Raw genomic sequence first — 19,924 nt, forward strand, 5'->3', positions numbered from 1 at the left:
GGCCTAGACCAGGAAGAACAGGTGGTTGAGGGGCAGTTCCTCGGCCGGGTCGATGGTGGCGACCTTGCCGTTGAGGGTGACCTTGAACGTCTCCGGGTCGACCTTGATCTCCGGGAGCTCGCTGTTGCGGACCATGTTGTGCTTGCCGATGGTCCGGGTGCGGCTGACCGGCAGCACCTTGCGCTCCAGGCCCAGTTCGGCCGGGACCCCGGCGGCGATTCCGGCCTGGGACATGAAGGTGACATGCGTCGCCTGCAGGGCCTTGCCGTACTGCCCGAACATCGGGCGGTAGATCACCGGCTGCGGGGTCGGCAACGAGGCGTTGGGGTCGCCCATCTGCGCCCAGGAGATGATGCCGCCCTTGATCACCATCTTCGGCTTGGCCCCGAAGGAGTGGATGGGCCAGAGCACGATGTCGGCGAGCTTGCCCTTCTCGATCGAGCCGATGTGGTCGGAGATGCCGGTGGCGATGGCCGGGTTGATGGTGACCTTCGCGAGGTAGCGCAGCACCCGCTGGTTGTCGTTGCGGGCGGAGTCACCCTCCATCGTGCCCAGCTTGTCCTTGCAGTGGTGGGCGATCTGGAAGGCCCGGGTGACGGACTCGCCGACCCGGCCCATGGCCTGCGAGTCGGAGGAGACCATGCTGATCACACCGAGGTCGTGCAGGACCGACTCGGCGGCGATCGTCTCGGCGCGCACGCGGCTGTCGGCGAAGGAGACGTCCTCGGGAATGTCGTGGCTGAGGTGGTGGCAGACCATGACCATGTCGAGCAGTTCGTCCACCGAGTTCTTGGTGTACGGCAGCGTCGGGTTGGTGGAGGACGGCAGGACGTTCGGCTCGCCGGCCACCCGGAGGATGTCCGGGGCGTGGCCGCCGCCCGCGCCCTCGCTGTGGAAGGTGTGGATGGTGCGGCCGTCGAACGCGGAGCGGGTGTCCTCGAAGAAGCCGCTCTCGTTGAGGCTGTCGGTGTGGATGGCCACCTGGACGTCGTACCGGTCCGCGACCTTCAGCGAGTTGTCGATCACGGCGGGGGTGGCGCCCCAGTCCTCGTGGACCTTCAGCGCACAGGCCCCGGCCTCGATCTGCTCGTCGAGCGCCTCCGGGAGGCTGCCGTTGCCCTTGCCCATGATGCCGAGGTTGACGGGGAAGGTCTCGGCCGCCTGGAGGAACCGGGCGATGTTGTACGGACCGGGCGTGCAGGTGGTGCCGTTCGTGCCGTCGGACGGGCCGGTGCCACCGCCGATGAGGGTGGTGATGCCGTTGGTGAGCGCCTGCTCGGCCTGTTGTGGCGCGATCAGGTGGACATGGGAGTCGATGGCGCCCGCGGTGGCGATGAGGTGTTCACCGGCGATGGCCTCGGTACCGGGGCCGATGACCAGATTCGGGTGCACGTTGTTCTGGGTCTGCGGGTTCCCCGACTTGCCGATGCCTGCGATGAGGCCGTCCTTGATGCCGATGTCGCACTTGACGACGCCGACCATGGCGTCGATGACCACGACGTTGGTGATGACGGTGTCGAGGGCGCCCTGGGCACTGGTGCACTGTGGATCGGAGGCCATGCCGTCACGCATGGTCTTGCCGCCTCCGTAGAGGACCTCGTCCCCGTACTGGCCCTCGCTGAAGTCCTTCTCGACCTCGACGACGAGGTTGGTGTCGGCGAGGTGGAAGCGGTCGCCGACCGTCGGTCCGAACATGTCGGTGTACTGCTTGCGCGGCAGGATGGGCATCAGCGCGAACCCTTCTTCTTTTCCTTGGAGACCCTGGAAGCCTTGGAGTCCTTCGAACCCTTGGCGCTCTTGCCGGTCCCGGTGCGTTCGCGCGCGGCTCCGGAGCCGCCGCCGTCGCCGTCCTCCGTGTCCTGGAAGCCCAGCTCGATGGCCTTGCGGACGGCCTCGACCTTGACCGGGTGCGAGGCGAGGCTGCCGTTGAGCAGCCCGCTGAAGCCGACGAGGCGGCCGGTTCCGGCGTAGGCGCACAGCTCCACGTCGCGTGTGCCGCCGGGCTCGATGCGGACGGAAGTGCCCGCGGGGATGTTGAGATGCATGCCGAGCGCCTTCCTACGGTCGAACGACAGTGCCGAGTTGACCTCGAAGAAGTGGTAGTGCGAACCGACCTGGACCGCACGGTCTCCGGTGTTGCGCACGGTCAGCTTCACCGTGCGGCGACCGGCGTTGATCTCGACCGGTTCCTTGCCGTAGATGTATTTCTGACGGAACGTCATGCGGTGCTCCTGATGACTTGGCCCGCACCATGGACATGCGGGTGCCGATGCGTGTGCAGATGTCCGTGACCGTGGCCGTGGCCCTCGCCCGGTGGGTGGGTGTGGGAGTGGCCGTGGTTCTCGGCGGCGGTCAGCCCGGCCGCGATCCCGTCGTCACCGCGCTCGCTCCGGTGCCGCCGGGCGTCGGCCACCCGCTCGGCGAGTACCCGGGCCAGCGCCGCGGGGACGATCAGCGGACCGGCGCTCTCGACCCGGATGCCGGGTACGTCGGGCGCCTGCGGCTCCGCGAACGCCGCCGGGAGCAGCACCACGTGCCGCGCGCCGAGCAGCCGGCACCGCCGGACCCCCTCCGCGGGATCGGGGTCTCCCCCGGTGAACGCGACCTCGACCAGGTCGTGGCCGCCGTAGCGGCGGACGAGGCTCGCGACCCGGTACAGCTCGGCGTCCTCGAACGGGTCGCCGGCCGGGGCGGTGACCAGCAGTGCGGCGGTGTCCGGGGCCCGGCCCGCCGCCGCGCGCAGCCAGGCGGTCAGATGCCCGGAGGTGCCGAACGGCTCGGCCAGCACGGTCCGGGCGCGATCGGCGGCGGGCAGCGCGCGCAGTGTACGGGCGGTGTCCGCGACGAGTTCCGGGTCGCGGCCGAGCGTCATCGGGACGACGCAGCTCTCCTCGCCCCGGCGGCTCAGCCCTGCGACGGTCCGGAACAGTTCGCGTCCGTCGGGCACGACGGTCACCTCGGGGCCCACCCGGCCGCGCAACGCCTCGCCGAACACGGCCTCGTGGCCGCACACGGCGATCACCCGGCAGTGGTCGGACACCGGTTCAGCCGCCGATGGGGTCGTGGCAGGACACCAGTTTGGTGCCGTCCACGAAGGACGCCTCGATCTGGAGGAGCCCGAGCATCTCCCGTACGCCCGGCATGGTGTCGTCCTCGCCGAGGACATGACGGCCGAGCTCCATGCAGTCGGCGACGCTCCTGCCGTCGCGCGCGGCTTCCAGGATCGCCTCGCTGATCAGCGCCACGGACTCGCTGTAGTTGAGCTTGAGGCCACGGCCCTGGCGCTTGCGGGCCAGGTCGGCCACGACGTACACCAGCAGTTTGTCGATCTCGCGAGGTGCGAGGTTCATCGTCAGTACCTTCCTCTGGATGCGGGGCGGGGTGCGTACGGGCCGGGCGGTCAGCCGCTCCTGCGGAAGCGGGGCAGCAGCGGGACGGCTGCCATGAGCGCCCAGGTCACGAGGATGAACGGCCAGGTGAAGGTGTGGCCGCCGAACGGTTTGAAGAACGAGGTCAGCGAGGCGGTCAGGCCGGTGGAGGCGGCGGCGCCGAAGAGCGCGTACGCCCCGTTCCAGACCGTGGGGGTGAGGAAGACCGCGCCGATGGCGATGGCGACGAGCACCGCGTTGTATCCGTAGATCCCGTCGGCGATCAGCGAGGTGGGGGCGCCGAGCGCCCAGGCGGCGACGATCCCGACGACACTGCCGGCCGCCGCGTACAGCACCACGCGCACTCCGGCGCAGGCCAGGCCGACGAGCATGATGAGCCCGACGTACCACGCGTCGACCAGGAAGACCTGCGAGACGTTGGTGAAGAAGGCGTGCCACAGGGCGTCCCACGAGATCGCGGTGTCCCCGCTGGTGGTGCTGGACACAGGCTTCGGCGCGCCGTGCCAGATCCGTCCGAAGGACGGCGCACCGAGCACCATGACCCCGGAGACCAGGCAGAACGGCGCGGTGAGCGCGGTCAGTCCGTACGGCTTGAGCAAGGCCGTCAGCGTCATGGTCAGCACGGTGCACAGGATCGAACCGATGACCGCGAGCGCATAGGTCGCGAGGTGGTGTCCCAGCGAGGTGACCAGCGCGATGCCGGTGAGACAGCCGGAGTAGCCGTGGAGGCCGAGGGCGATGCCGGACCTGTCGATGCCGAGCGCGTAGGCGGTCAGAGTCGAGACGGCGGTGCCCAGGGTGGCGAAGAGGCCGATCTGCCAGCCCGCCGCCCACAACCCGGCGAGGATGAACGCACCCGTCCAGATGCCCGGCTGGAGATCCACCTGCCCGACTCCACGCACGGCGGCCAGGAGGAAGGCGGTCGGTTGCCGGCTTTCGAGTTTCCGGACGGCAGCCGGCTCGGCGAAGGGCACGGGGGAGCTCCAACGGCTCGGTGGAGAAGGTCTGCTCCGGTCAGGGAGCCCGCAGGGCGCGGAATGGCTCATCGCCATCCACGCATATGCCGGACGTCTCTTCTCGCCGTGGGGCGTTCCACTGCTCCGTTCGAGTCCGGAAGAGGGCCGTTCCGCGTGCTGCGCCCCGGTGTCCGGATCCGCTCGTTAGGTTCGCCGGATGTCCCCAAGGATGCGGCTGCACCATCAGACCCACCCCGATCACCATCCCGGGGCGCAGCCGGCCGTCGTGGCGGCCGTCGCGATCGGCGGTGCCGCGGGAGCCGTGGCCCGTTACGGCGCCGAGCGGCTCTGGCCGACCGGCGCCGCGGCGTTCCCGTGGACGGTTCTGCTGATCAACACCGTGGGCTGCTTCCTCATGGGTGTCCTGATGGTCACCCTGAAGCGGCGCTTCCCCGGCGCGCCCCGGCTGATCAGTCCGCTGCTGGGCACCGGCCTGCTCGGCGGGTTCACCACGTTCTCCCACTACACCGACAATGTGCGGCAGCTCTTCGGGGAGGGCCGCCCCGGCTACGCGGTCGGCTGTCTGCTGCTGACGATCGTGGCGGCCCTGGCGGCCGTGACGGCGGGCGCGTTCAGCGCGCACGCGGTCCTCGGACGTGGCTACGCGCTCCAGGACGGTGCCCGATGACCGACTGGCTGCTGGTGGCCGCGGGCGGGCTGGTGGGCGCTCCGGTGCGTTATCTGCTGGGTGTGGACGCCAAATTCCGTCTCCACACCGCTTTTCCGTGGGGCACCTTCGCGGCCAACGCGGGGGCGGCGCTGCTTCTCGGTTTCTTAGCCGAGGCGGTGACCGACGGGGAGTTGGGGAACCGGCTCCAGCTGCTGCTCGCCGTCGGCTTCTGCGGCGCCCTGTCGACCTGGTCGACGTTCTCGTACGAGCTGCTGACCTTCACGTCGGCCCGGCGGGTGGCGCTGGCGGCCGGGTATCTGGCGCTCACCGTCGGTGCGGGCGTCGGGCTGTCGTTCGCGGGGGCGGCCGTGGCGCGTGCGGCCCTGTGAACGGCGGGCGCCCGGACCCGGCGAGCTCCGGCCCGCACGATGCGGGCCGGAGCTCGGGGGTTCCGGTGCCAGGGTGTGAGACGGAGTCAGTCGATGCCGGGCAGGATGTGCGGCTCGGCGAGGTCGTCCTCGTAGCCGGCCAGCCTGATCGGTGCGGACCTGGCCCAGACCTCGATGTTCCGGAGCTTCTCGGGCCTGCGGGCCCGCTCTCCGTACCGATCGGCCGGCCGCTTCTCGTGCTTCGTTGTCAGTTCCGGTGTCGTCACCGCGCACTCCTTTGTGTCGCGTAGCCCCGGGCGTCGCCGATGCACCGGCCTCATTGCCGGGATCGACCACCCGCATGGGGCAGGGGCAAGAACAGTTCGGTCGCGGTGGCGCCGGGTACGTTGGCGGGACGACGACTTGGTTGACAAGTCTGTCCCGGGACGGTCGAGGAAGGTTTGTGGACTCCTCGATGACGTCCGTTCACATCAGAGTAACCAAATGAGCGCTTCCGCGCTCGATGGAATGTGTGCTCTAGGTCACTTTCAGCCACCGGATATGGAAAGGACCCGGCCGGGAGCGACTCCCGGCCGGGTCCCCGGCGGCTCATGCCCGGCGCATCGCCCGGACGACTACCAATTGGCCGGCGCGTAGTCCTTGAGGAAGCAGCCGTACAGGTCCTCGCCGTCCTCGCCGCGCACGATCGGGTCGTAGACGCGGGCGGCGCCGTCGACCAGGTCGAGCGGGGCGTGGAAACCCTCCTCGGCGAGCCGGATCTTGTCGGGGTGCGGGCGCTCGTCGGTGATCCAGCCGGTGTCGACGGCGGTCATCAGGATGCCGTCCTTCTCGAACATCTCCTGGGCGCTGGTGCGGGTGAGCATGTTCAGGGCGGCCTTGGCCATGTTCGTGTGCGGGTGGCCCGCGCCCTTGTAGCCGCGGCTGAACACGCCCTCCATCGCGGAGACGTTCACCACGTACGCCCGCTTGGCGGCCGTCGCCGCCATGGCCGGACGGAGTCGGCTGATCAGGATGAACGGGGCGGTGGAGTTGCAGAGCTGGACCTCCAGCAGCTCGATCGGCTCGACCTCCTCGACCGTCTGGATCCAGCTGTTGGTGTCGTGCAGGTCGGGCACCAGTCCGCCCGCGTCGATCGCCGTTCCGGCGGCGATCCGCTCCAGCGAGGCTGAGCCGGTGACCAGGGCGAGATCGGTGACGTCCTGTGCGCTCAGACCCTCCTTGCGGGCGGCCGGCAGGGCCGCGACCCGGTCGACGGTGCCGCTGCCGAAGGTGCCGATGACCTCGGCGGCGGGCAGCTCGCCCGCCGGGAGCGGCGCGGACTCGGCGTTGACCAGTTCGCTGTACGCGTTCGGGGAGCGGCGCACCGTCTGCGCCGCGTTGTTGATCAGGATGTCCAGCGGACCCTCGGCCGCGACCGAGTCGGCGAGGGCGACGACCTGGGCGGGGTCGCGCAGGTCGATGCCGACGATCTTCAGCCGGTGGATCCACTCGTCGCTGTCCGGCATCGCCTTGAAGCGGCGGATCGCGTCGTTGGGGAAGCGGGTGGTGATGGTGGTGTGGGCTCCGTCGCGCAGCAGCCGCAGCGCGATGTACATGCCGATCTTCGCCCGGCCACCGGTCAGCAGCGCGCGACGGCCGGTGAGGTCGGTGCGCGCGTCGCGGCGCGAGCGGTTCTCCGCCGCGCACGGCTGGCAGAGCTGGTGGTAGAAGGCGTCCACCTCCACGTACCTGGCCTTGCAGATGTAGCAGGAGCGGGGCCGCTGGAGCACGCCCGCGATCTCGGCCTGGGCGGACGACGACGGCAGGACGCCCTGGGTCTCGTCGTCGATCCGGTCGGCCGAGCCGGTCGCGGTGGCTTCGGTGACCGCCTTGTCGTGCGCGGTCTTGGCCGCGCGGCGCTCCTGGCGGCGGCGCTGCTTCACGGTGCGGTAGATCCCGGCCGTGGCGCGGCGCACGGTGACGGCGTCGGGGTGGTCGACCTCGATGGTGTCGAGTTCGTCGAGCACGCTCAGGCAGACGGCCAGCCGCTCCGGGTCGATACCGGGACCGAACTCCTCAGTACCGGGAGCGAGCTCCGGGCTGTCCTCTGTCACCGTCATTGCCGTTCCTCTGTCATCCGTCTCGCGTGGCGCCGACCGCCGTGCCTGTTCCTGCCGGGCCGAACGCCCCGATCAAGTCTGCCATGCACCGGATACTGCTCCGTTCGCGTGACATCACGGCCCTCCGGCGCGGTCCCCGGGCGGGTGACCTGGGCGGGTCACCGCCGCCTGTGCCCCGGAGGCTCCTTCACGGGGCGGTCACATATGCTTCGCTGCCATACGGCCGGGGACGGGCCGTGCCGTGCGTACGACAAGGGGGGTGCAGAGTGGCCGGACTCCCCGCGGGCGGCTCTCCGGCGGGACCGGTCGTCCCCGTGCAGCAGGGCGCTCCCCCGGCGGGTCAGGGTTCGGTGTGGGACGTCGACGCCGTGATCCTGCTGGTCGAGGACGACGCCGGGGACGCGCTCCTGGTCGAGGAGATGCTCGCGGACAGTGAACTGGACTCCGCGCTGACCTGGTGCAAGACCCTGACGGAGGCACGCCGGTTCCTGGCCGGAAGCCGGACGCCGTGCTGCGTACTGCTCGATCTGCATCTGCCCGATGTGTTCGGTCTCGACGCCGTCACCCAGATCGTCGAGTCGGCACCGGACGCGGCGATCGTGGTGCTGACCGGCCGGGCCGAGGCCGATACGGGCCTGTCGGCCGTGGCGACCGGTGCCCAGGACTACCTCGTCAAGGGACGGCTCGATCCGGAGGCGCTGGGCCGCTCGGTCCGGTACGCCCTCCAGCGCAAGCAGGTCGAGCGGGCGGCGGCGGCGCTGCGCGCCAATCGTCTGATGGCCCAGGAGAACGCCCGCCTCGAACGCGGTCTGCTGCCCGTGCCCCTGCTGCTCGACGACTCCTTCGAGGCGGTGGCGCGGTACGAACCGGGCCGGGCACACGCCCTGCTCAGCGGGGACTTCTACGACGTGGTGCAGACGGCCGACGGCACGGTGCACGCGGTGATCGGCGATGTGTCGGGGCACGGGGCGGCGGAGGCCGCGCTCGGGGTCTGTCTGCGGGTGGCGTGGCGTACGGCGGTGCTGTGCGCGACCGGCCAGCTCGAACAGGTCCGGCTGCTGGAGGAGATCCTGGTCGCCGAGCGGTCCGACCCGCATGTCTTCGCCACCGTCACCACGCTGGCCTTCGCCCCGGACCGGCGCCGGGTGCGGGTGGTGCGGGCCGGGCACCCCGGTCTGCTGATGCGCGGCGGTGCCCGGGTGAGCTGGGAGGAGCCCGAGCCCGGGATGGCGCTGGGTCTGGTGCCGGGGACGGGGACGGAGCGGTGGAGCGCCTCGGAGCTGGCCCTCCCCGGGGACGGCCGGATCGTGCTGTTCACGGACGGCCTCTTCGAAGGGCGCTCGGGCCCGGGTACCCGGCTGGGCGAGGAGGGCCTGCTCGCCCTGGCCCGTGGGCACGGGGCGCTGGCGGCCCGCGAGTTCGTCGACGCCCTGGTCGACGAGGCCGCGGGGGCTGCGTCCCCGTACGGCGGTCTCGCGGACGACGTGGCCGTGCTCCACCTGGGCTGGGGTCGGAGCGGCGCGCGATGAGCACGCGTGACGCGGCGCCGGAGGCCCGGCGCCGCCCGGCCTCGCGTCTGTCGGTCCAGCACTGGGTCCATCTGATCCTCGCCGTCTTCGTGCTGGTCGTCTGCGCCGGATCGGTCGCCGGCGGCCTGGTGCTGTCCCGGATGTCCGACCGCACCACCGAGCTGGTGGACCGCATCCAGCCCGCCCGCTCGTCGTCCTTCCAGTTGCAGAACGCCCTGCTGGACCAGGAGACCGGGGTCCGCGGTTTCGCGCTCACCGGTGACACGACCTTCCTGCGCCCCTACGAACAGGGGATGCGGGACGAGCGCCACCGGCTGGCCCGGATGCGGGCGCTCGTCGGGGACGAGCAGCCCTTCGCCGACGATCTCGACCGGATCGCCGAGGCCGCGCGGGAGTGGCGCGGCCGGCACGCCGAGCCGCTGATCGCCGAGGTCCGCCGGGACGGTCCGGCGTCCGAGTCCTCGTCCCCGATCCGGCGGAGCAAGGACGAATTCGACACGCTGCGGCGGCTGTACACGGCCCAGCAGGCCCACCTCGACGTGGCGCGCGACCGGGCCCGCGCCGATCTGGGCACCGCCCGCACCACCCGGGACCAGGTGTTCATCGCGCTGGTCGTGGGTTTCCTGCTGGCCGTGGTCTCGCTGGGCCTCCTGCTGCACCGGATGGTGGGGCGGCCGCTGAACAGGCTGACCGCCGCCTCCGACACGGTCCGTTCGGGGGCGTTCCGCAACCGGATCGAGGTCGGTGGCCCCTCGGACGTGCGCGCGGTGGCGGCGGCCGTCGAGGACATGCGGCGCCGTATCGTCGGGGAGCTCGCCGCTTCCCAGGAGCGCGAGAAGCTGCTGGCGGAACAGGCCCAGGAGCTGCGCCGGTCCAACGCGGAGCTGGAGCAGTTCGCCTATGTCGCCTCGCACGATCTGCAGGAGCCGCTGCGCAAGGTGGCCTCGTTCTGCCGGCTCCTGGAGAAGCGGGCCGCGGCCTCGCTCGACGACCGGGCCCGGCAGTACATCGACTACGCGGTGGACGGCGCGACCCGGATGCAGGTGCTGATCGACGATCTGCTCACCTTCTCCCGTGTGGGCCGGGTGCACGACAAGTGGAAGCCGGTCGGCCTCGACCGGACCCTCGACCGGGCGCTGGCCGATCTGGCGCTGGTCGTCGAGGAGTCCGGGGCCGTGGTCGTACGGGAGGGGCCGTTGCCCGAGGTGACCGGGGACGCCACGGCGCTCTCCATGGTCTGGCAGAACCTGATCGGCAACGCGGTGAAGTTCCGCCGGCCGGACGTGCCGTGCCGGATCACCGTCGGCTGTGTGCGGGAGGGCGAGGACTGGCACTTCCTGGTGGCGGACAACGGCATCGGCATCGCGCCCGAGTCCGCGCAGAAGGTGTTCGTCATCTTCCAGCGGCTGCACGGCAGGGACGCCTACGAGGGAACGGGCATCGGCCTGGCCCTGTGCAGGAAGATCGTGGAGTTCCACGGAGGCCGGATCTGGCTGGACGAGGAGCCCTCCGAAGGCACCCGCATCCGTTTCACGCTGCCGGTCGCCCCCGACGCCCCGGCGCACGCCGGGGCGGAACCGCCCGTTGTGGAGACCGCGGCGGGGCGGTCCTGCCATGGTTGAGATCTACCGGGTTCTGCCCGGAGTGGGACCGTTCGCCGCGGGTAGGCGGACACCGAGAAGCTGTCACCGAACACCCCTGCGTCACCCCTGGCTGGAGCACATGAACGAACAGGTCACCTCGCGACCGGCCGACCGACCCTGCCCGGACCGGTCCACGGAGGTTCTGCACAGCGCCGAGGTGTTCGACGGCGAGCCCGGCTGCATCGCGCAGGCACGGGCGCTGGCCGACCGCTTCCTGGTCCGGCTGGCCGCCGAATGGCTCGCGGTCTTCGGTGAGCACACCCGCAGCGACCTGCTGCTGGCGGTGAGCGAGCTGGTCACCAACGCCGACCGCTACAGCCAGGGCCCGTATCTGCTGGAGCTGGAGGGCACCGCGGAGCGCGTCAGCGTCACGGTGTACGACTCCAGCACCGCTCTGCCGCTGTTCTACTCCCCCGACCCGACGCGCCCCGGCGGCCACGGCATGGAGATCGTGGTGGCACTGTGCGACCGGCTGACCGCCGAGCGCGTGCCGGTGGGCAAGCGCATCCGGGCCGAGTTCGAACTGAGCAGCTGAGCTGTGGGGCGGGCGGGACGCCGCCCGCCCCACGACCACGCTCAGCCCAGTGCGGGCGGCGCGTCCGCGTCGGAGGTGCCCCAGTCCGAGGGACGGCTGCCCACCGTGAAGGAGAGCGAGCGGGCCGAGCGGATGTCGTCGGTGGTCAGATAGGTGCGCGAGCGCGCCGTACCGTCGAGCCGGGCCGACTGGATGTAGCGGTCGGTGGCCGAGGTGCCGGGTGCGCTGACCGTGAACGATCCGCGCGGGTAGTAGCGGCGGTCGAGCCTGATGTCGACGCGCTCGAAGGCGGGCGTGGACAGCCCCCAGGTGTCGGTGCCCGGCTGGACCGGGAAGACACCGATGGCGGAGAGCACCATCCACGCGGACATGGTGCCGAGGTCGTCGTTGCCGGTCATGCCGGTCGGGGCGTCGGTGAACAGGGTCAGGGCCGCGTGCACCACATCGGTGGTCTGCCACGGCCGGCCGGTGGAGAGATAGGTGTACGGGGCGATCAGGTCGGGCTCGTTCTGCGGGTTGTACTTGTCGGCGTTGTAGTACGCGTACGGGCCGTTGACCCAGACCTCACGGGCGGTCTTCGCGGGGTCGGCGAGCAGCTCGTCATAGGCGAAGAAGGAGTCGAGCCGTTGGTTGGCTGCGGCCTTCCCGCCGATCAGCGCGACCATGCCGGGCAGGTCCTGCGGGACGAGCCACTGGTACTGCCAGGACGTGCCCTCGTGGAATCCCTCGCTCTCGGCCGGGTCGGCGGGCCCGGTGAAGGCACCGGCGGTGTCGCGGGCGCGGAAGAAGCCGGTCGAGGGGTCGAAGATCTTCCGGTAGTTCCGGGAGCGTTCCGCGTACCGCTTCGCGTCGGCGGCGTGGCCGAGGTCGCGGGCCATCTCGCCGAGCATCGCGTCGGACAGCGCGTACTCCAGGGTGGCGGAGGCGCCGTGGTCGTAGTCCGAGTCGCCGGGCTTGGTGTGCGGGCGGTCCTTGATGTACGGGGCGAACCCGTCCTTGAGGTACTGGACGTTGGCCTCGCGGCCCACGGGGGCGGAGTCGGCGGGTGGCACTCCGTCGGCGTTCTTCTTCAGGGCGCGGTACGCCTCCTCCTCGTGCCCCTTCAGCAGTCCCTGCTGGTAGGCGTTGGTGAGGAAGGGGGTGACCGGGTCGCCGGTCATGATGTTCGTCTCGACCGTGCCGTAGCCCCATTTGGGGAGCCAGCCGCTCTCGGCGTCGATCCGCAGGACCGAGAGCGCCATGTCCCGGGACTCGCGCGGGGCGAGCAGGGAGAGCAGCTGGGCCTGGGTGCGGTAGGTGTCCCAGAGCGACCAGTTCTGGTAGTAGGTGAACGCCCCGTCGGCCCCGACGGCGCGGTGGATCCGCTGGTCCCAGCCGGTGTAGCGGCCGTCGACGTCGCTGCCGATGTTGGGGGCGAGGAAGGAACGGTAGAGGGAGGAGTAGAAGGTGCGGCGGAGCTGGTCACCGCCGCCCTGCGCCCGCACGCCTTCGAGCCGCTTCTCCCAGGCCTGCCGAGCGGCGTGCCGGACCCGGTCGAAGCCGCGGCCGCCCTCGGCGCGGAGGTTGCGCGCGGCGCCCTCGGCGTCGACGTAGCTCAGGGCGGTGGTGGCCTCGACGGTGCGGTCCTTCGTGGTGTCGAAGCGCAGCCAGGCGCCGTTGCGGTCCCCGGCGGCCGAGGACTTCCTGGAGCCTTCGGTGACGGTGCCGCCGTTCCAGGTACCGGAGGTGGTGAACGGCCGGTCGAAGCGGGTGACCGTGTAGAGCGTGTACGGCTTGGTGTCCTGGCAGAAGCCGCTGCCCGTGATCGCGGTCCGTACCGTCCGGTTGTCGAGGATCTCGACCTCGGAGGCGAGTGTCCGGTGCAGCGACTGGCCCGCGTTGAGCAGGACGTTGGCCTTGTCGGTGGCGGGGAAGGTGTAGCGCTGCACACCGGTGCGGCTGCTCGCGGTGAGTTCGGCGCCGATCCCGGTCTTCAGCCCGACCCGGTAGTAGCCGGGGGTGGCCTGCTCGTCGTCGTGGCTGAACTCCGCCGCGTACCGGGCGTAGTCGGTCTCCGCGATGTCCCCGGTGGTGGGCAGGACCGGCAGATCGCCGCCGAGACCGCAGCCGACGCCGGAGAGATGGACGGTGGAGAAGCCGCGGATGTGGTTCTCGCCGTAGTCGTAGCCGGTGTTGTGGCCGGTGTCCGGGGAGAACTGCACCATGCCGAACGGCACGGAGGCGCCGGGGTAGGTGTTGCCCTCGTTCTGGGTGCCGATGAACGGGTTGACCAGGTCGGTCAGTTGTTCATCTGCGCGGGGCGCGGCCTGGGCGGTGGCCCCGGTGGTGAGAAAACCGCCGAGGAGCGCGACGGCGGCGAGCGCGGCCGCGGGACCGCGGAGTCGTGGCCATGGGGTCCGGTGCATGGGGTACTCCTCCTTGGACAACGTTGTCAGAGCGCGCTCATTCTTGGTTCCCCGGCGAGGTGCGTCAAGGGTGCCGACCGGGCGCCGCGGCCCGCCCCCGGTGGACGGGACGGACCGCGGGACCGTTGCGGGTCAGGCGGCGGGGCACCCGGCCACGACCGGTTTCGACGCATCGCGGACGAGTGCGTCCTGCGCCGCCCGGATCCGTCCGACGTCGGGCTTCACGATCCGGCGGTCGTAGGTCAGGAGCCCGTTCAACTCTCCCTCGACGTCCGAGATCTGGGTGTAGACGGCGCCGTTGCTTCCCTGGCAGGCGAGCTTGCGCACCTCGGCGAGCCTGGCCAGGTAGTCGTCGGTGTAGGTGGCCGGGTCGACCGCGATGTACGACTGCTGTACGGCCCAGGCGTGCCCGGGTACGGCCAGACCGAGCCCCCCGTACTCGCCGCTGACCAGGGCGCGCCGTCCGTCGGGCCCCGGCAGCGCGGGGCTCGGGTAGCCGTGCGCGTCGGCGATGTCGCCGTTGCCGCCGTCCACCGCGCCGCAGCAGTTGAGCCCGCTCATGTTGTTCACCAGCCGGGTCGGGTCCCAGGACTTGGCCTGGTCGGCGATGCGGGCCTGGTCGTACTGGCCCCAGCCCTCGTTGAAGGTGACCCACATGACGACGGACGGGTGGCTGGAGTGTTCGTCGATCATCTCCTTCATCTCGCGCTCGTACTCGGCGCGGGCGGCGGCGGACGGGTCGACGGTGTTCATCGCGGGCATGTCCTGCCAGACCAGCAGGCCGAGCCTGTCCGCCCAGTAGAACCAGCGGTCGGGCTCGACCTTGATGTGTTTGCGGACGGAGTTGAACCCCATCGCCTTGTGCATCCTCAGGTCGTACGCGAGGGCCTCGTCGGTGGGCGCGGTGTGCAGTCCGTCGGGCCAGAATCCCTGGTCGAGGGTGGCCATCAGGAAGACCGGCTCGCCGTTGAGGACGGTGCGCGGGGTGCCGTTCACCTTCTCGACGGCGATCGACCGCATCCCGAAGTAGCTGCCGACCCGGTCCGAGCCGACGCGGACCTCCAGCCGGTAGAGATGCGGATCACCGGCGGACCACAGATGCGGGTCCGGCACGGGCAGGTCCAGTGCGGCACCGGTGCGTCCGCCGACGGTCGCGACCCTGCGTCTCCCGTCGTACGCGGTCGCCGTGACGGGCACCCCGTCCCGTACCCCGCGCACCTCGACGGCCACCTTCTCTTCCCTGACGTCGGGGGTGATCTTCAGCGAGTCGGCGTGGTCGGCGGCGACCGGCTCCATCCACACCGTCTGCCAGATGCCGGACGAGGGGGTGTACCAGATGCCGCTCGGGTCGAGGCGCTGCTTGCCCATCGGCGGGTTCTCGCCGTTCGCGGCGTCGGTCGGGTCGTGGACGCCGACGATGAGCTCCTGGGTACGGCCGGGCTTCAGCGCGTCGGTGATGTCGGCGCTGAACTTGTCGTACCCGCCCTTGTGTTCGGCGACCTCGTGGCCGTTGACGTACACCTCGCACTGCCAGTCGACGGCCCCGAAGTTGAGCTGGAGGCGCTTGCCGGAGCCGACCTTCCAGTTCTTCGGGACGGTGAAGGTCCGGCGGTACCACATGCGGTCCTCATGCCGTTCGATCCCGGAGAGCTGGGACTCGACCGGGTAGGGGACGAGGATCTTCTCGCCGAGCCTCCTGCCCACCGGGGGCCGCTCCCCCGCCTTGGCCGCGGCGAACTCCCAGGAACCGTTGAGGTTCTGCCAGTTGTCGCGGGTGAGCTGGGGGCGGGGGTACTCGGGGAGGGCGTTGTCCGGCCCCACTTCGTCGGCCCACTCCGTGGTGAGTTCGTGCGTGGAGTGGTTCGACCCGCCGGCCCAGAAGGCGCCGACCTGCTTGCCGTCCTCACCGGCCAGCGCACCCTCGCCGTCGTAGCGGACGTCGGCCAGGCCGGTGGCGTTGCCGGCCTTGTTGCCGACGACCGGCTCCTTGAGCGCGACGGTCAGGCTCTGCGCGTCCTGCGGGTCGGCCTCGACCGCCCCGAGCGGCCACTCGGCCCCGCCGATCACGGCGTCGAGGTGGTCGGCCAGCCCGGCCGGCGGCTTCCCGAGCTTCTGCGCGAAGTCCAGCTTGAGGGTGCGGCCGTCGGCGAGCACGGTGGCGGCGATGGCCCCGTCGTACACGAAGCCGTCGGGCAGCCGGAAGGCGGACTGCGGGACGGGGACCTTGGTGCCGCCCGGTTCGGTCCACTTCAGGTGGAGGTTGGAGCCTCCCTCGTGCTCGAAGAACTCCACCTTGAGGTCGTACGCCTCCCCCGCGGTCAACTCGACCGGCTGCGAGGTCTGTTCCTTCTCCCAGTCGTCGACCCAGTGGTCGACGACCGGCTTCCCGTCGATCCAGAGCCGGAAGCCGTTGTCCCCGATCATCGAGAAGAGATGGGCGCCGGTCTTCTCCGGCACGATCTTTCCGGTCCACCGGATGCTGACGTCGTCGCTCTGTCCGGTGGCCGAGGCCAGCCGGGGCTCCAGCGTCGGGAAGTCGATGTCCGGATCGAATCCGGTCGCCCTGAGCTGCCCGAAGTCGAAGGCGCCGGGGGCGGACTGGGTGTAGTACTCGCCCTTCAGGCCGTGCACCTCGACGGAGCCGGCGGGGTCGGGGGCGGCCGACGCGGTGGGCACGGCGGCCGGACCGGCGGCGCCGAGAACTGCGGCGAGAAGCAGTACCAGGTTCTTTCTGATGCGCACGGATCCTCCTAGCTGAGGAAGGGTGGCGGCTCGTTGCAACAGGATGTACAACGTTGGAAGGAACGGCAGTTGGCATGACAGCACGACATCCGAGCCGCTGTCCAGGTACATGACAAATCGAGAGGGAAGCGCGGCTTCCGTCCGGCGGGGCGGTGCCGGGTCAGGCGCTCTCGAAGACGCAGTCGCCGCACAGGCCGCCGCCCGGTGTGCGGTAGTACAGACAGCAGCTGCGGCGGCGGAACGCCGCGTCGTGCGGGGCGCCGGTGTTCCGCAGGTCCGGGTGGTCGAAGAGTTCGGCCGCCAGTGCGCGGGCCCGCGCGGCCACGTCGGGGCGGCGGTGGGTACGCGCCCAGGCGACGAGCCGGCGCAGGGCTCCGGCCAGCGCGGAACCGGCGTTGCCCCACAGCAGCCGGTCGGACAGGGGGCCGTCCCGGTGGATCGCCTCGGCAAGGGGCACCAGGTGGCCGTACTGGACGGCCTCCCGGATCCGGCAGGCGGTGCCGGGCAGCGACTCGACCCCGTCCAGCCATAGATCGTCGGGGGCCGGCTGCCCCGGGTCCCAGTAAAGGGCGCCGGGCGGGAGCGCGGGGAAGTGTCCGGTCAGGGCCGCCGGGCCGAGCGCCACCGACCAGAGCCGGGAGGCCAGCCCCAGGTGTGCGACGGAGGCGGCCACTCTGCGCTCGGAGGTGCCCAGCCGGGCGGCGACCGTGTCGATGCGGGCCGTGAGCGGAGCCGACTCCCCCGTGTACAGCCGGGCCAGCGGACGGTGTGCGCCGTCGGGCGGCGCGGTGGTCCGCAGCGCGAAGAATCCGCCCACCGAGGCCGCCGCGGACCCGTCCATCGCATGTGCTCCTTCCCGGCGTTCCGGCCGCCGGACCCGGCTGCGGGAACGCCCCGGCGCGCCCCGTCCGTCGTTCACCGTAACCCCGCGCGGCGAGGGACCCCGCGTCCTCCGGAGGGAGGACTACCCACCGTAGGAGGACACTGGGACTACGGCCGTACTACCAAAGCAGTACGCCCGATCGCCGTCTCAAGGACGACGACGCGGCCGCGTCGAAGGGACATCGTGGTGTACATGAGTTCCCTTGCGCTTTCCGTGCTGCTGTCACTGGTCTCCGCGGTCGCGTACGCGGCCGGGGCGATCGTCCAGGAGCGCGTGGCGACCACCGGCGACGGCAGCTCGCTCGCACCGCTGCGCAACCGCGTCTGGTGGGCGGCCGTGGCGCTGAACGGCGGGGGCGCGGTGCTCCATGTGGTGGCGTTGGCCTACGGCCCGCTCAGTCTCGTCCAGCCGCTCGGCGCGCTGACCATCGTCTTCGCCCTGCCGATGGCGGCGCTCTTCGTGCGCCGCCGGGCCGGGGCCACCGCCTGGCGGGGCGCGATCATGGCGACCGTCGGTCTGGCGGGGCTGCTGGCGCTCACGGGGAACGCCGAGTCGCACTCCCTGAACGGCTCGGATCAGCTGATGGTCGCCGGGGTGACGCTCGGTGCGATCGCGCTGCTCGCCCTGGTCTCCACGGGCGTGCGGCGGCCGGTGGTACGGAGCGTGGTCCTGGCCGGGGCGGCGGGCATCGCGTTCGGCATCGCCTCGGTGTTCGTGAAGACGGTGGCGGTGGGGTGGGCCTCCGGCGCGGTGACGGCGCAGCTCCCGGCGCTGCTGGCCATCGCCGGTTTCGCGGCCGCCGGGCTGCTGCTCTCCCAGGCCGCGTACCGGGGTGCCGGGCTGACGGCGCCGCTGGCGACGGTGACCGTGGTGAACCCGGTGATAGCCGCGATCGTCGGCATCACGATGTTCGGGGAGCAGTTCCGGCACGGCACGGCCGGGACCGTGCTCGCGTCGGCCTGCGCCGTGGTCGCCGCGGGCGGCCTGATCCTGCTCACGTCGGAGCGGCTGGGCGCGGAGCAGCGCGCCGCGCGGGCGGCGGGCACCGCACTCCCGGCCGCCCCGGCGGTCGGGGCGGCCGCGGAGGAGGCTCCGGCGGTCGGGACAAAGGCTCCGGGCGAGGACGCCGGGGCCGGTGCCGAGGTGTTTGCGGAGCCGGTGGCGGACCCGGTCCCGGAGGCGTCCGCCACGGCGCGTGCACTGCCCGTGCGGATGCCGCTGGACCATCTGGGCCGGGTGGCGTTCGGGCCGGGGCCGTCGTCGTACGACTCCGCGGAGCGGCGGGGCCGCCCGGCCGCGGGGCCTGCCGCTTCCGAGGACGCGGACGGGCCCCCGGGGGGCGTTCAGACGCTGACGCCGCCCGCTCTGAGGTAGGCCAACGGGTCGATGTCCGACCCGTAGCCGGGGCCGGTGCGGATCTCGAAGTGCAGATGCGGGCCCGTGACGTTCCCGGTGGAGCCGGAGCGGGCGATCCGCTGGCCGGCCGAGACGTGCCGGCCCTCACGCACGTGCAGCGCGGACAGGTGCGCGTACTGGCTGTACTTGCCGTCGCCGTGCCGGATGACGACCTGGTAGCCGTACGCCCCGCCCCAGCCCGCCGAGACCACCGTGCCGGAGGCCACCGCCCTGATCGATGTGCCGGTCGGGACGGGGAAGTCGACCCCGGTGTGGTAGCCGCTGGCCCAGGAGCCGGCCTGGCGGTACGAGGTGCCGATACCGGCCGCCACGGGGGCGACGAGACCGGCGCGCTGCTCCGTGTGCTCCTTCGGCCGGTGGCTCTCGGTCTTCTTCGGATGCGGCTTCGGCTTGGCCTTCTGCTTCGCGGTGTCGTGCTGCGGTTTCGCCTCCTGGTGCTGTGCGGCGGCCGGTCGCTGCTCCGGTACGGCGGCCTTCCGGGGCTTCGGCCCGGCCTTCGGCTTCGCCTGCGCGGACGTGCCCGACCGGGCCGTGTCCAGGCTCAGGCGCTGCCCGGGAAGGATGAGGTCGGGGTCGTCCCCGACGACCTCGCGGTTCTGCGCGTAGAGGTGCTCCCAACCGCCCCGGAGGCGCTCGCTCGCCGCGATCGCGGAGAGCGAGTCGCCGCGCGCCACGGTGTACGACTCGCGCTTGCCGGGCACGGTGGTCGGCGTGGCGGGGGCGGTGGTCCGCTTCGTCGTCGGCTTCCCGGTAGCGGACTTCCCCGAGGCGGACGTGCCGGAAGCGGTCTTCTCCGGAGCGGTCGTGCCGGAAGCGGACTTGCCCGGGGTCCGCACCTGACCGGTCCGCTGCGACTGCGGGCTGATGTCGGCGCTCTGCCCGCCGCGGGCCAGCCCCGCCTTTGTCGAGCAGCCCGGCCAGGCGCCCGGTCCCTGTGCGTCGAGCACCTTCTCGGCGATGGCGATCTGCTGGTCCTTGGTGGCCAGATCGGCGCGCGGGGCGTAGAGCGTGCCTCCGTAGGCGGCCCAGGTCGACCGGGTGAACTGCAGGCCGCCGAAGTAGCCGTTGCCGTTGTTGATGTGCCAGTTGCCGGTGGACTCGCAGGCGGCGACCTTCTCCCAGACGTCCGCCGACGCGGCACCCGCCGAGGCCGCCGCGATGAGCGGGAGCGCGAGGCCCGCACCGCCTGCGGTGACCGTGAGCGAGGCACGGTTGATCCGGCTGGGCTGATATCTGCGGTGCCGTCCGTTCGCGGCCATGACTTGGCT

At 71.4% G+C, this 19,924-nt stretch carries 17 protein-coding genes; 6 read left to right on the plus strand and 11 right to left on the minus strand.

Annotated features, from left to right (window positions below; genetic code table 11):
* Positions 1 to 3 precede the first annotated feature (3 nt).
* Genes ureC through GA0115234_RS26820 form a run of 5 tightly spaced genes read right to left on the minus strand, consistent with a single transcriptional unit; the run spans position 4 to position 4,363 of the window.
* Positions 4 to 1,728, minus strand: a complete 1,725-nt coding sequence (gene ureC, locus GA0115234_RS26800; protein WP_093546675.1) for an urease subunit alpha — start codon at positions 1,726 to 1,728, stop codon at positions 4 to 6.
* Positions 1,728 to 2,222: an urease subunit beta gene (locus tag GA0115234_RS26805; RefSeq protein WP_093546678.1), complete on the minus strand. Its 495-nt coding sequence runs from the start codon at positions 2,220 to 2,222 to the stop codon at positions 1,728 to 1,730. Before GA0115234_RS26805 ends, ureC begins: the two co-directional genes overlap by 1 nt.
* A complete protein-coding gene (locus GA0115234_RS26810) occupies positions 2,219 to 3,040 on the minus strand; it encodes a cobalamin biosynthesis protein CbiX (protein WP_093546681.1) in 822 nt (273 codons plus the stop codon). The genes GA0115234_RS26805 and GA0115234_RS26810 overlap by 4 nt, the downstream gene beginning before the upstream one ends.
* Before the next feature lie 4 nt (positions 3,041 to 3,044).
* Complete coding sequence (locus tag GA0115234_RS26815; RefSeq protein ID WP_093546684.1) at positions 3,045 to 3,350, minus strand: urease subunit gamma; 306 nt, start codon at positions 3,348 to 3,350, stop codon at positions 3,045 to 3,047.
* A gap of 50 nt (positions 3,351 to 3,400) precedes the next feature.
* Positions 3,401 to 4,363 (minus strand): urea transporter, encoded by a 963-nt coding sequence (locus GA0115234_RS26820; RefSeq protein ID WP_093546686.1) that lies wholly within the window; start codon positions 4,361 to 4,363, stop codon positions 3,401 to 3,403.
* A gap of 199 nt (positions 4,364 to 4,562) precedes the next feature.
* Here GA0115234_RS26820 and GA0115234_RS26825 point away from each other — a divergent pair, with 199 nt between their 5' ends.
* On the plus strand, positions 4,563 to 5,033 hold the full coding sequence (locus GA0115234_RS26825; protein ID WP_093546689.1) for a CrcB family protein: 471 nt from the start codon (positions 4,563 to 4,565) through the stop codon (positions 5,031 to 5,033).
* Entirely contained in the window at positions 5,030 to 5,404 is a 375-nt protein-coding gene (locus GA0115234_RS26830; protein WP_093546692.1) for a fluoride efflux transporter FluC, read from the plus strand. The genes GA0115234_RS26825 and GA0115234_RS26830 overlap by 4 nt, the downstream gene beginning before the upstream one ends.
* Positions 5,405 to 5,490: 86 nt before the next feature.
* Here GA0115234_RS26830 and GA0115234_RS26835 read toward each other — a convergent pair whose 3' ends face one another.
* Entirely contained in the window at positions 5,491 to 5,670 is a 180-nt protein-coding gene (locus GA0115234_RS26835; RefSeq protein WP_093546695.1) for a hypothetical protein, read from the minus strand.
* Between the two features lie 348 nt (positions 5,671 to 6,018).
* The gene (locus GA0115234_RS26840) at positions 6,019 to 7,503 is read right to left on the minus strand and encodes an SDR family NAD(P)-dependent oxidoreductase (RefSeq protein WP_093546698.1); all 1,485 of its coding nucleotides are present in this window, start codon (positions 7,501 to 7,503) and stop codon (positions 6,019 to 6,021) included.
* Between the two features lie 266 nt (positions 7,504 to 7,769).
* Between GA0115234_RS26840 and GA0115234_RS26845 the strand changes: the two genes are divergently transcribed.
* The 3 genes from GA0115234_RS26845 to GA0115234_RS26855 all read left to right on the plus strand — a co-directional run bounded on the left by GA0115234_RS26845 (position 7,770) and on the right by GA0115234_RS26855 (position 11,210).
* Positions 7,770 to 9,032: a fused response regulator/phosphatase gene (locus GA0115234_RS26845; protein ID WP_370804575.1), complete on the plus strand. Its 1,263-nt coding sequence runs from the start codon at positions 7,770 to 7,772 to the stop codon at positions 9,030 to 9,032.
* Positions 9,029 to 10,654 (plus strand): sensor histidine kinase, encoded by a 1,626-nt coding sequence (locus GA0115234_RS26850; RefSeq protein WP_093546704.1) that lies wholly within the window; start codon positions 9,029 to 9,031, stop codon positions 10,652 to 10,654. Before GA0115234_RS26845 ends, GA0115234_RS26850 begins: the two co-directional genes overlap by 4 nt.
* A 100-nt stretch (positions 10,655 to 10,754) precedes the next feature.
* Positions 10,755 to 11,210, plus strand: coding sequence for an ATP-binding protein (locus GA0115234_RS26855; protein WP_093546708.1), 456 nt, complete (start codon positions 10,755 to 10,757; stop codon positions 11,208 to 11,210).
* Between the two features lie 41 nt (positions 11,211 to 11,251).
* On the opposite strand, the gene GA0115234_RS26860 is transcribed toward GA0115234_RS26855, so the two are convergent.
* From GA0115234_RS26860 to GA0115234_RS26870, 3 genes are all read right to left on the minus strand, one after another.
* Positions 11,252 to 13,615, minus strand: coding sequence for a GH92 family glycosyl hydrolase (locus tag GA0115234_RS26860; protein ID WP_093546711.1), 2,364 nt, complete (start codon positions 13,613 to 13,615; stop codon positions 11,252 to 11,254).
* 132 nt (positions 13,616 to 13,747) lie between these two features.
* Positions 13,748 to 16,357 (minus strand): PA14 domain-containing protein, encoded by a 2,610-nt coding sequence (locus tag GA0115234_RS26865; protein WP_161275668.1) that lies wholly within the window; start codon positions 16,355 to 16,357, stop codon positions 13,748 to 13,750.
* A gap of 160 nt (positions 16,358 to 16,517) precedes the next feature.
* Positions 16,518 to 17,198, minus strand: coding sequence for a (2Fe-2S)-binding protein (locus tag GA0115234_RS26870; protein WP_093546717.1), 681 nt, complete (start codon positions 17,196 to 17,198; stop codon positions 16,518 to 16,520).
* A gap of 225 nt (positions 17,199 to 17,423) precedes the next feature.
* Here GA0115234_RS26870 and GA0115234_RS26875 point away from each other — a divergent pair, with 225 nt between their 5' ends.
* Positions 17,424 to 18,614, plus strand: a complete 1,191-nt coding sequence (locus GA0115234_RS26875; RefSeq protein ID WP_093546720.1) for a DMT family transporter — start codon at positions 17,424 to 17,426, stop codon at positions 18,612 to 18,614.
* Here the strand turns inward: GA0115234_RS26875 and GA0115234_RS26880 are convergent.
* Positions 18,584 to 19,915 carry a peptidoglycan DD-metalloendopeptidase family protein gene (locus GA0115234_RS26880; protein ID WP_093546723.1) on the minus strand — a complete coding sequence of 444 codons (1,332 nt, stop codon included), beginning with the start codon at positions 19,913 to 19,915 and terminating at the stop codon, positions 18,584 to 18,586. The genes GA0115234_RS26875 and GA0115234_RS26880 overlap by 31 nt on opposite strands.
* Positions 19,916 to 19,924: the final 9 nt, after the last annotated feature.

This window comes from Streptomyces sp. DvalAA-43, assembly GCF_900091725.1.
GTDB lineage: Bacteria > Actinomycetota > Actinomycetes > Streptomycetales > Streptomycetaceae > Streptomyces > Streptomyces pulveraceus.

Coding starts and splice junctions, on each gene's coding strand:
- GA0115234_RS26825 (WP_093546689.1), top strand. CDS start 4,563: ATGTCCCCAAGGATGCGGCTGCACCATCAGACCCACCCCGATCACCAT.
- GA0115234_RS26830 (WP_093546692.1), top strand. CDS start 5,030: ATGACCGACTGGCTGCTGGTGGCCGCGGGCGGGCTGGTGGGCGCTCCG.
- GA0115234_RS26880 (WP_093546723.1), bottom strand. CDS start 19,915: ATGGCCGCGAACGGACGGCACCGCAGATATCAGCCCAGCCGGATCAAC.
- GA0115234_RS26855 (WP_093546708.1), top strand. CDS start 10,755: ATGAACGAACAGGTCACCTCGCGACCGGCCGACCGACCCTGCCCGGAC.
- GA0115234_RS26840 (WP_093546698.1), bottom strand. CDS start 7,503: ATGACGGTGACAGAGGACAGCCCGGAGCTCGCTCCCGGTACTGAGGAG.
- GA0115234_RS26850 (WP_093546704.1), top strand. CDS start 9,029: ATGAGCACGCGTGACGCGGCGCCGGAGGCCCGGCGCCGCCCGGCCTCG.
- GA0115234_RS26815 (WP_093546684.1), bottom strand. CDS start 3,350: ATGAACCTCGCACCTCGCGAGATCGACAAACTGCTGGTGTACGTCGTG.
- GA0115234_RS26860 (WP_093546711.1), bottom strand. CDS start 13,615: ATGCACCGGACCCCATGGCCACGACTCCGCGGTCCCGCGGCCGCGCTC.
- GA0115234_RS26805 (WP_093546678.1), bottom strand. CDS start 2,222: ATGACGTTCCGTCAGAAATACATCTACGGCAAGGAACCGGTCGAGATC.
- ureC (WP_093546675.1), bottom strand. CDS start 1,728: ATGCCCATCCTGCCGCGCAAGCAGTACACCGACATGTTCGGACCGACG.
- GA0115234_RS26870 (WP_093546717.1), bottom strand. CDS start 17,198: ATGGACGGGTCCGCGGCGGCCTCGGTGGGCGGATTCTTCGCGCTGCGG.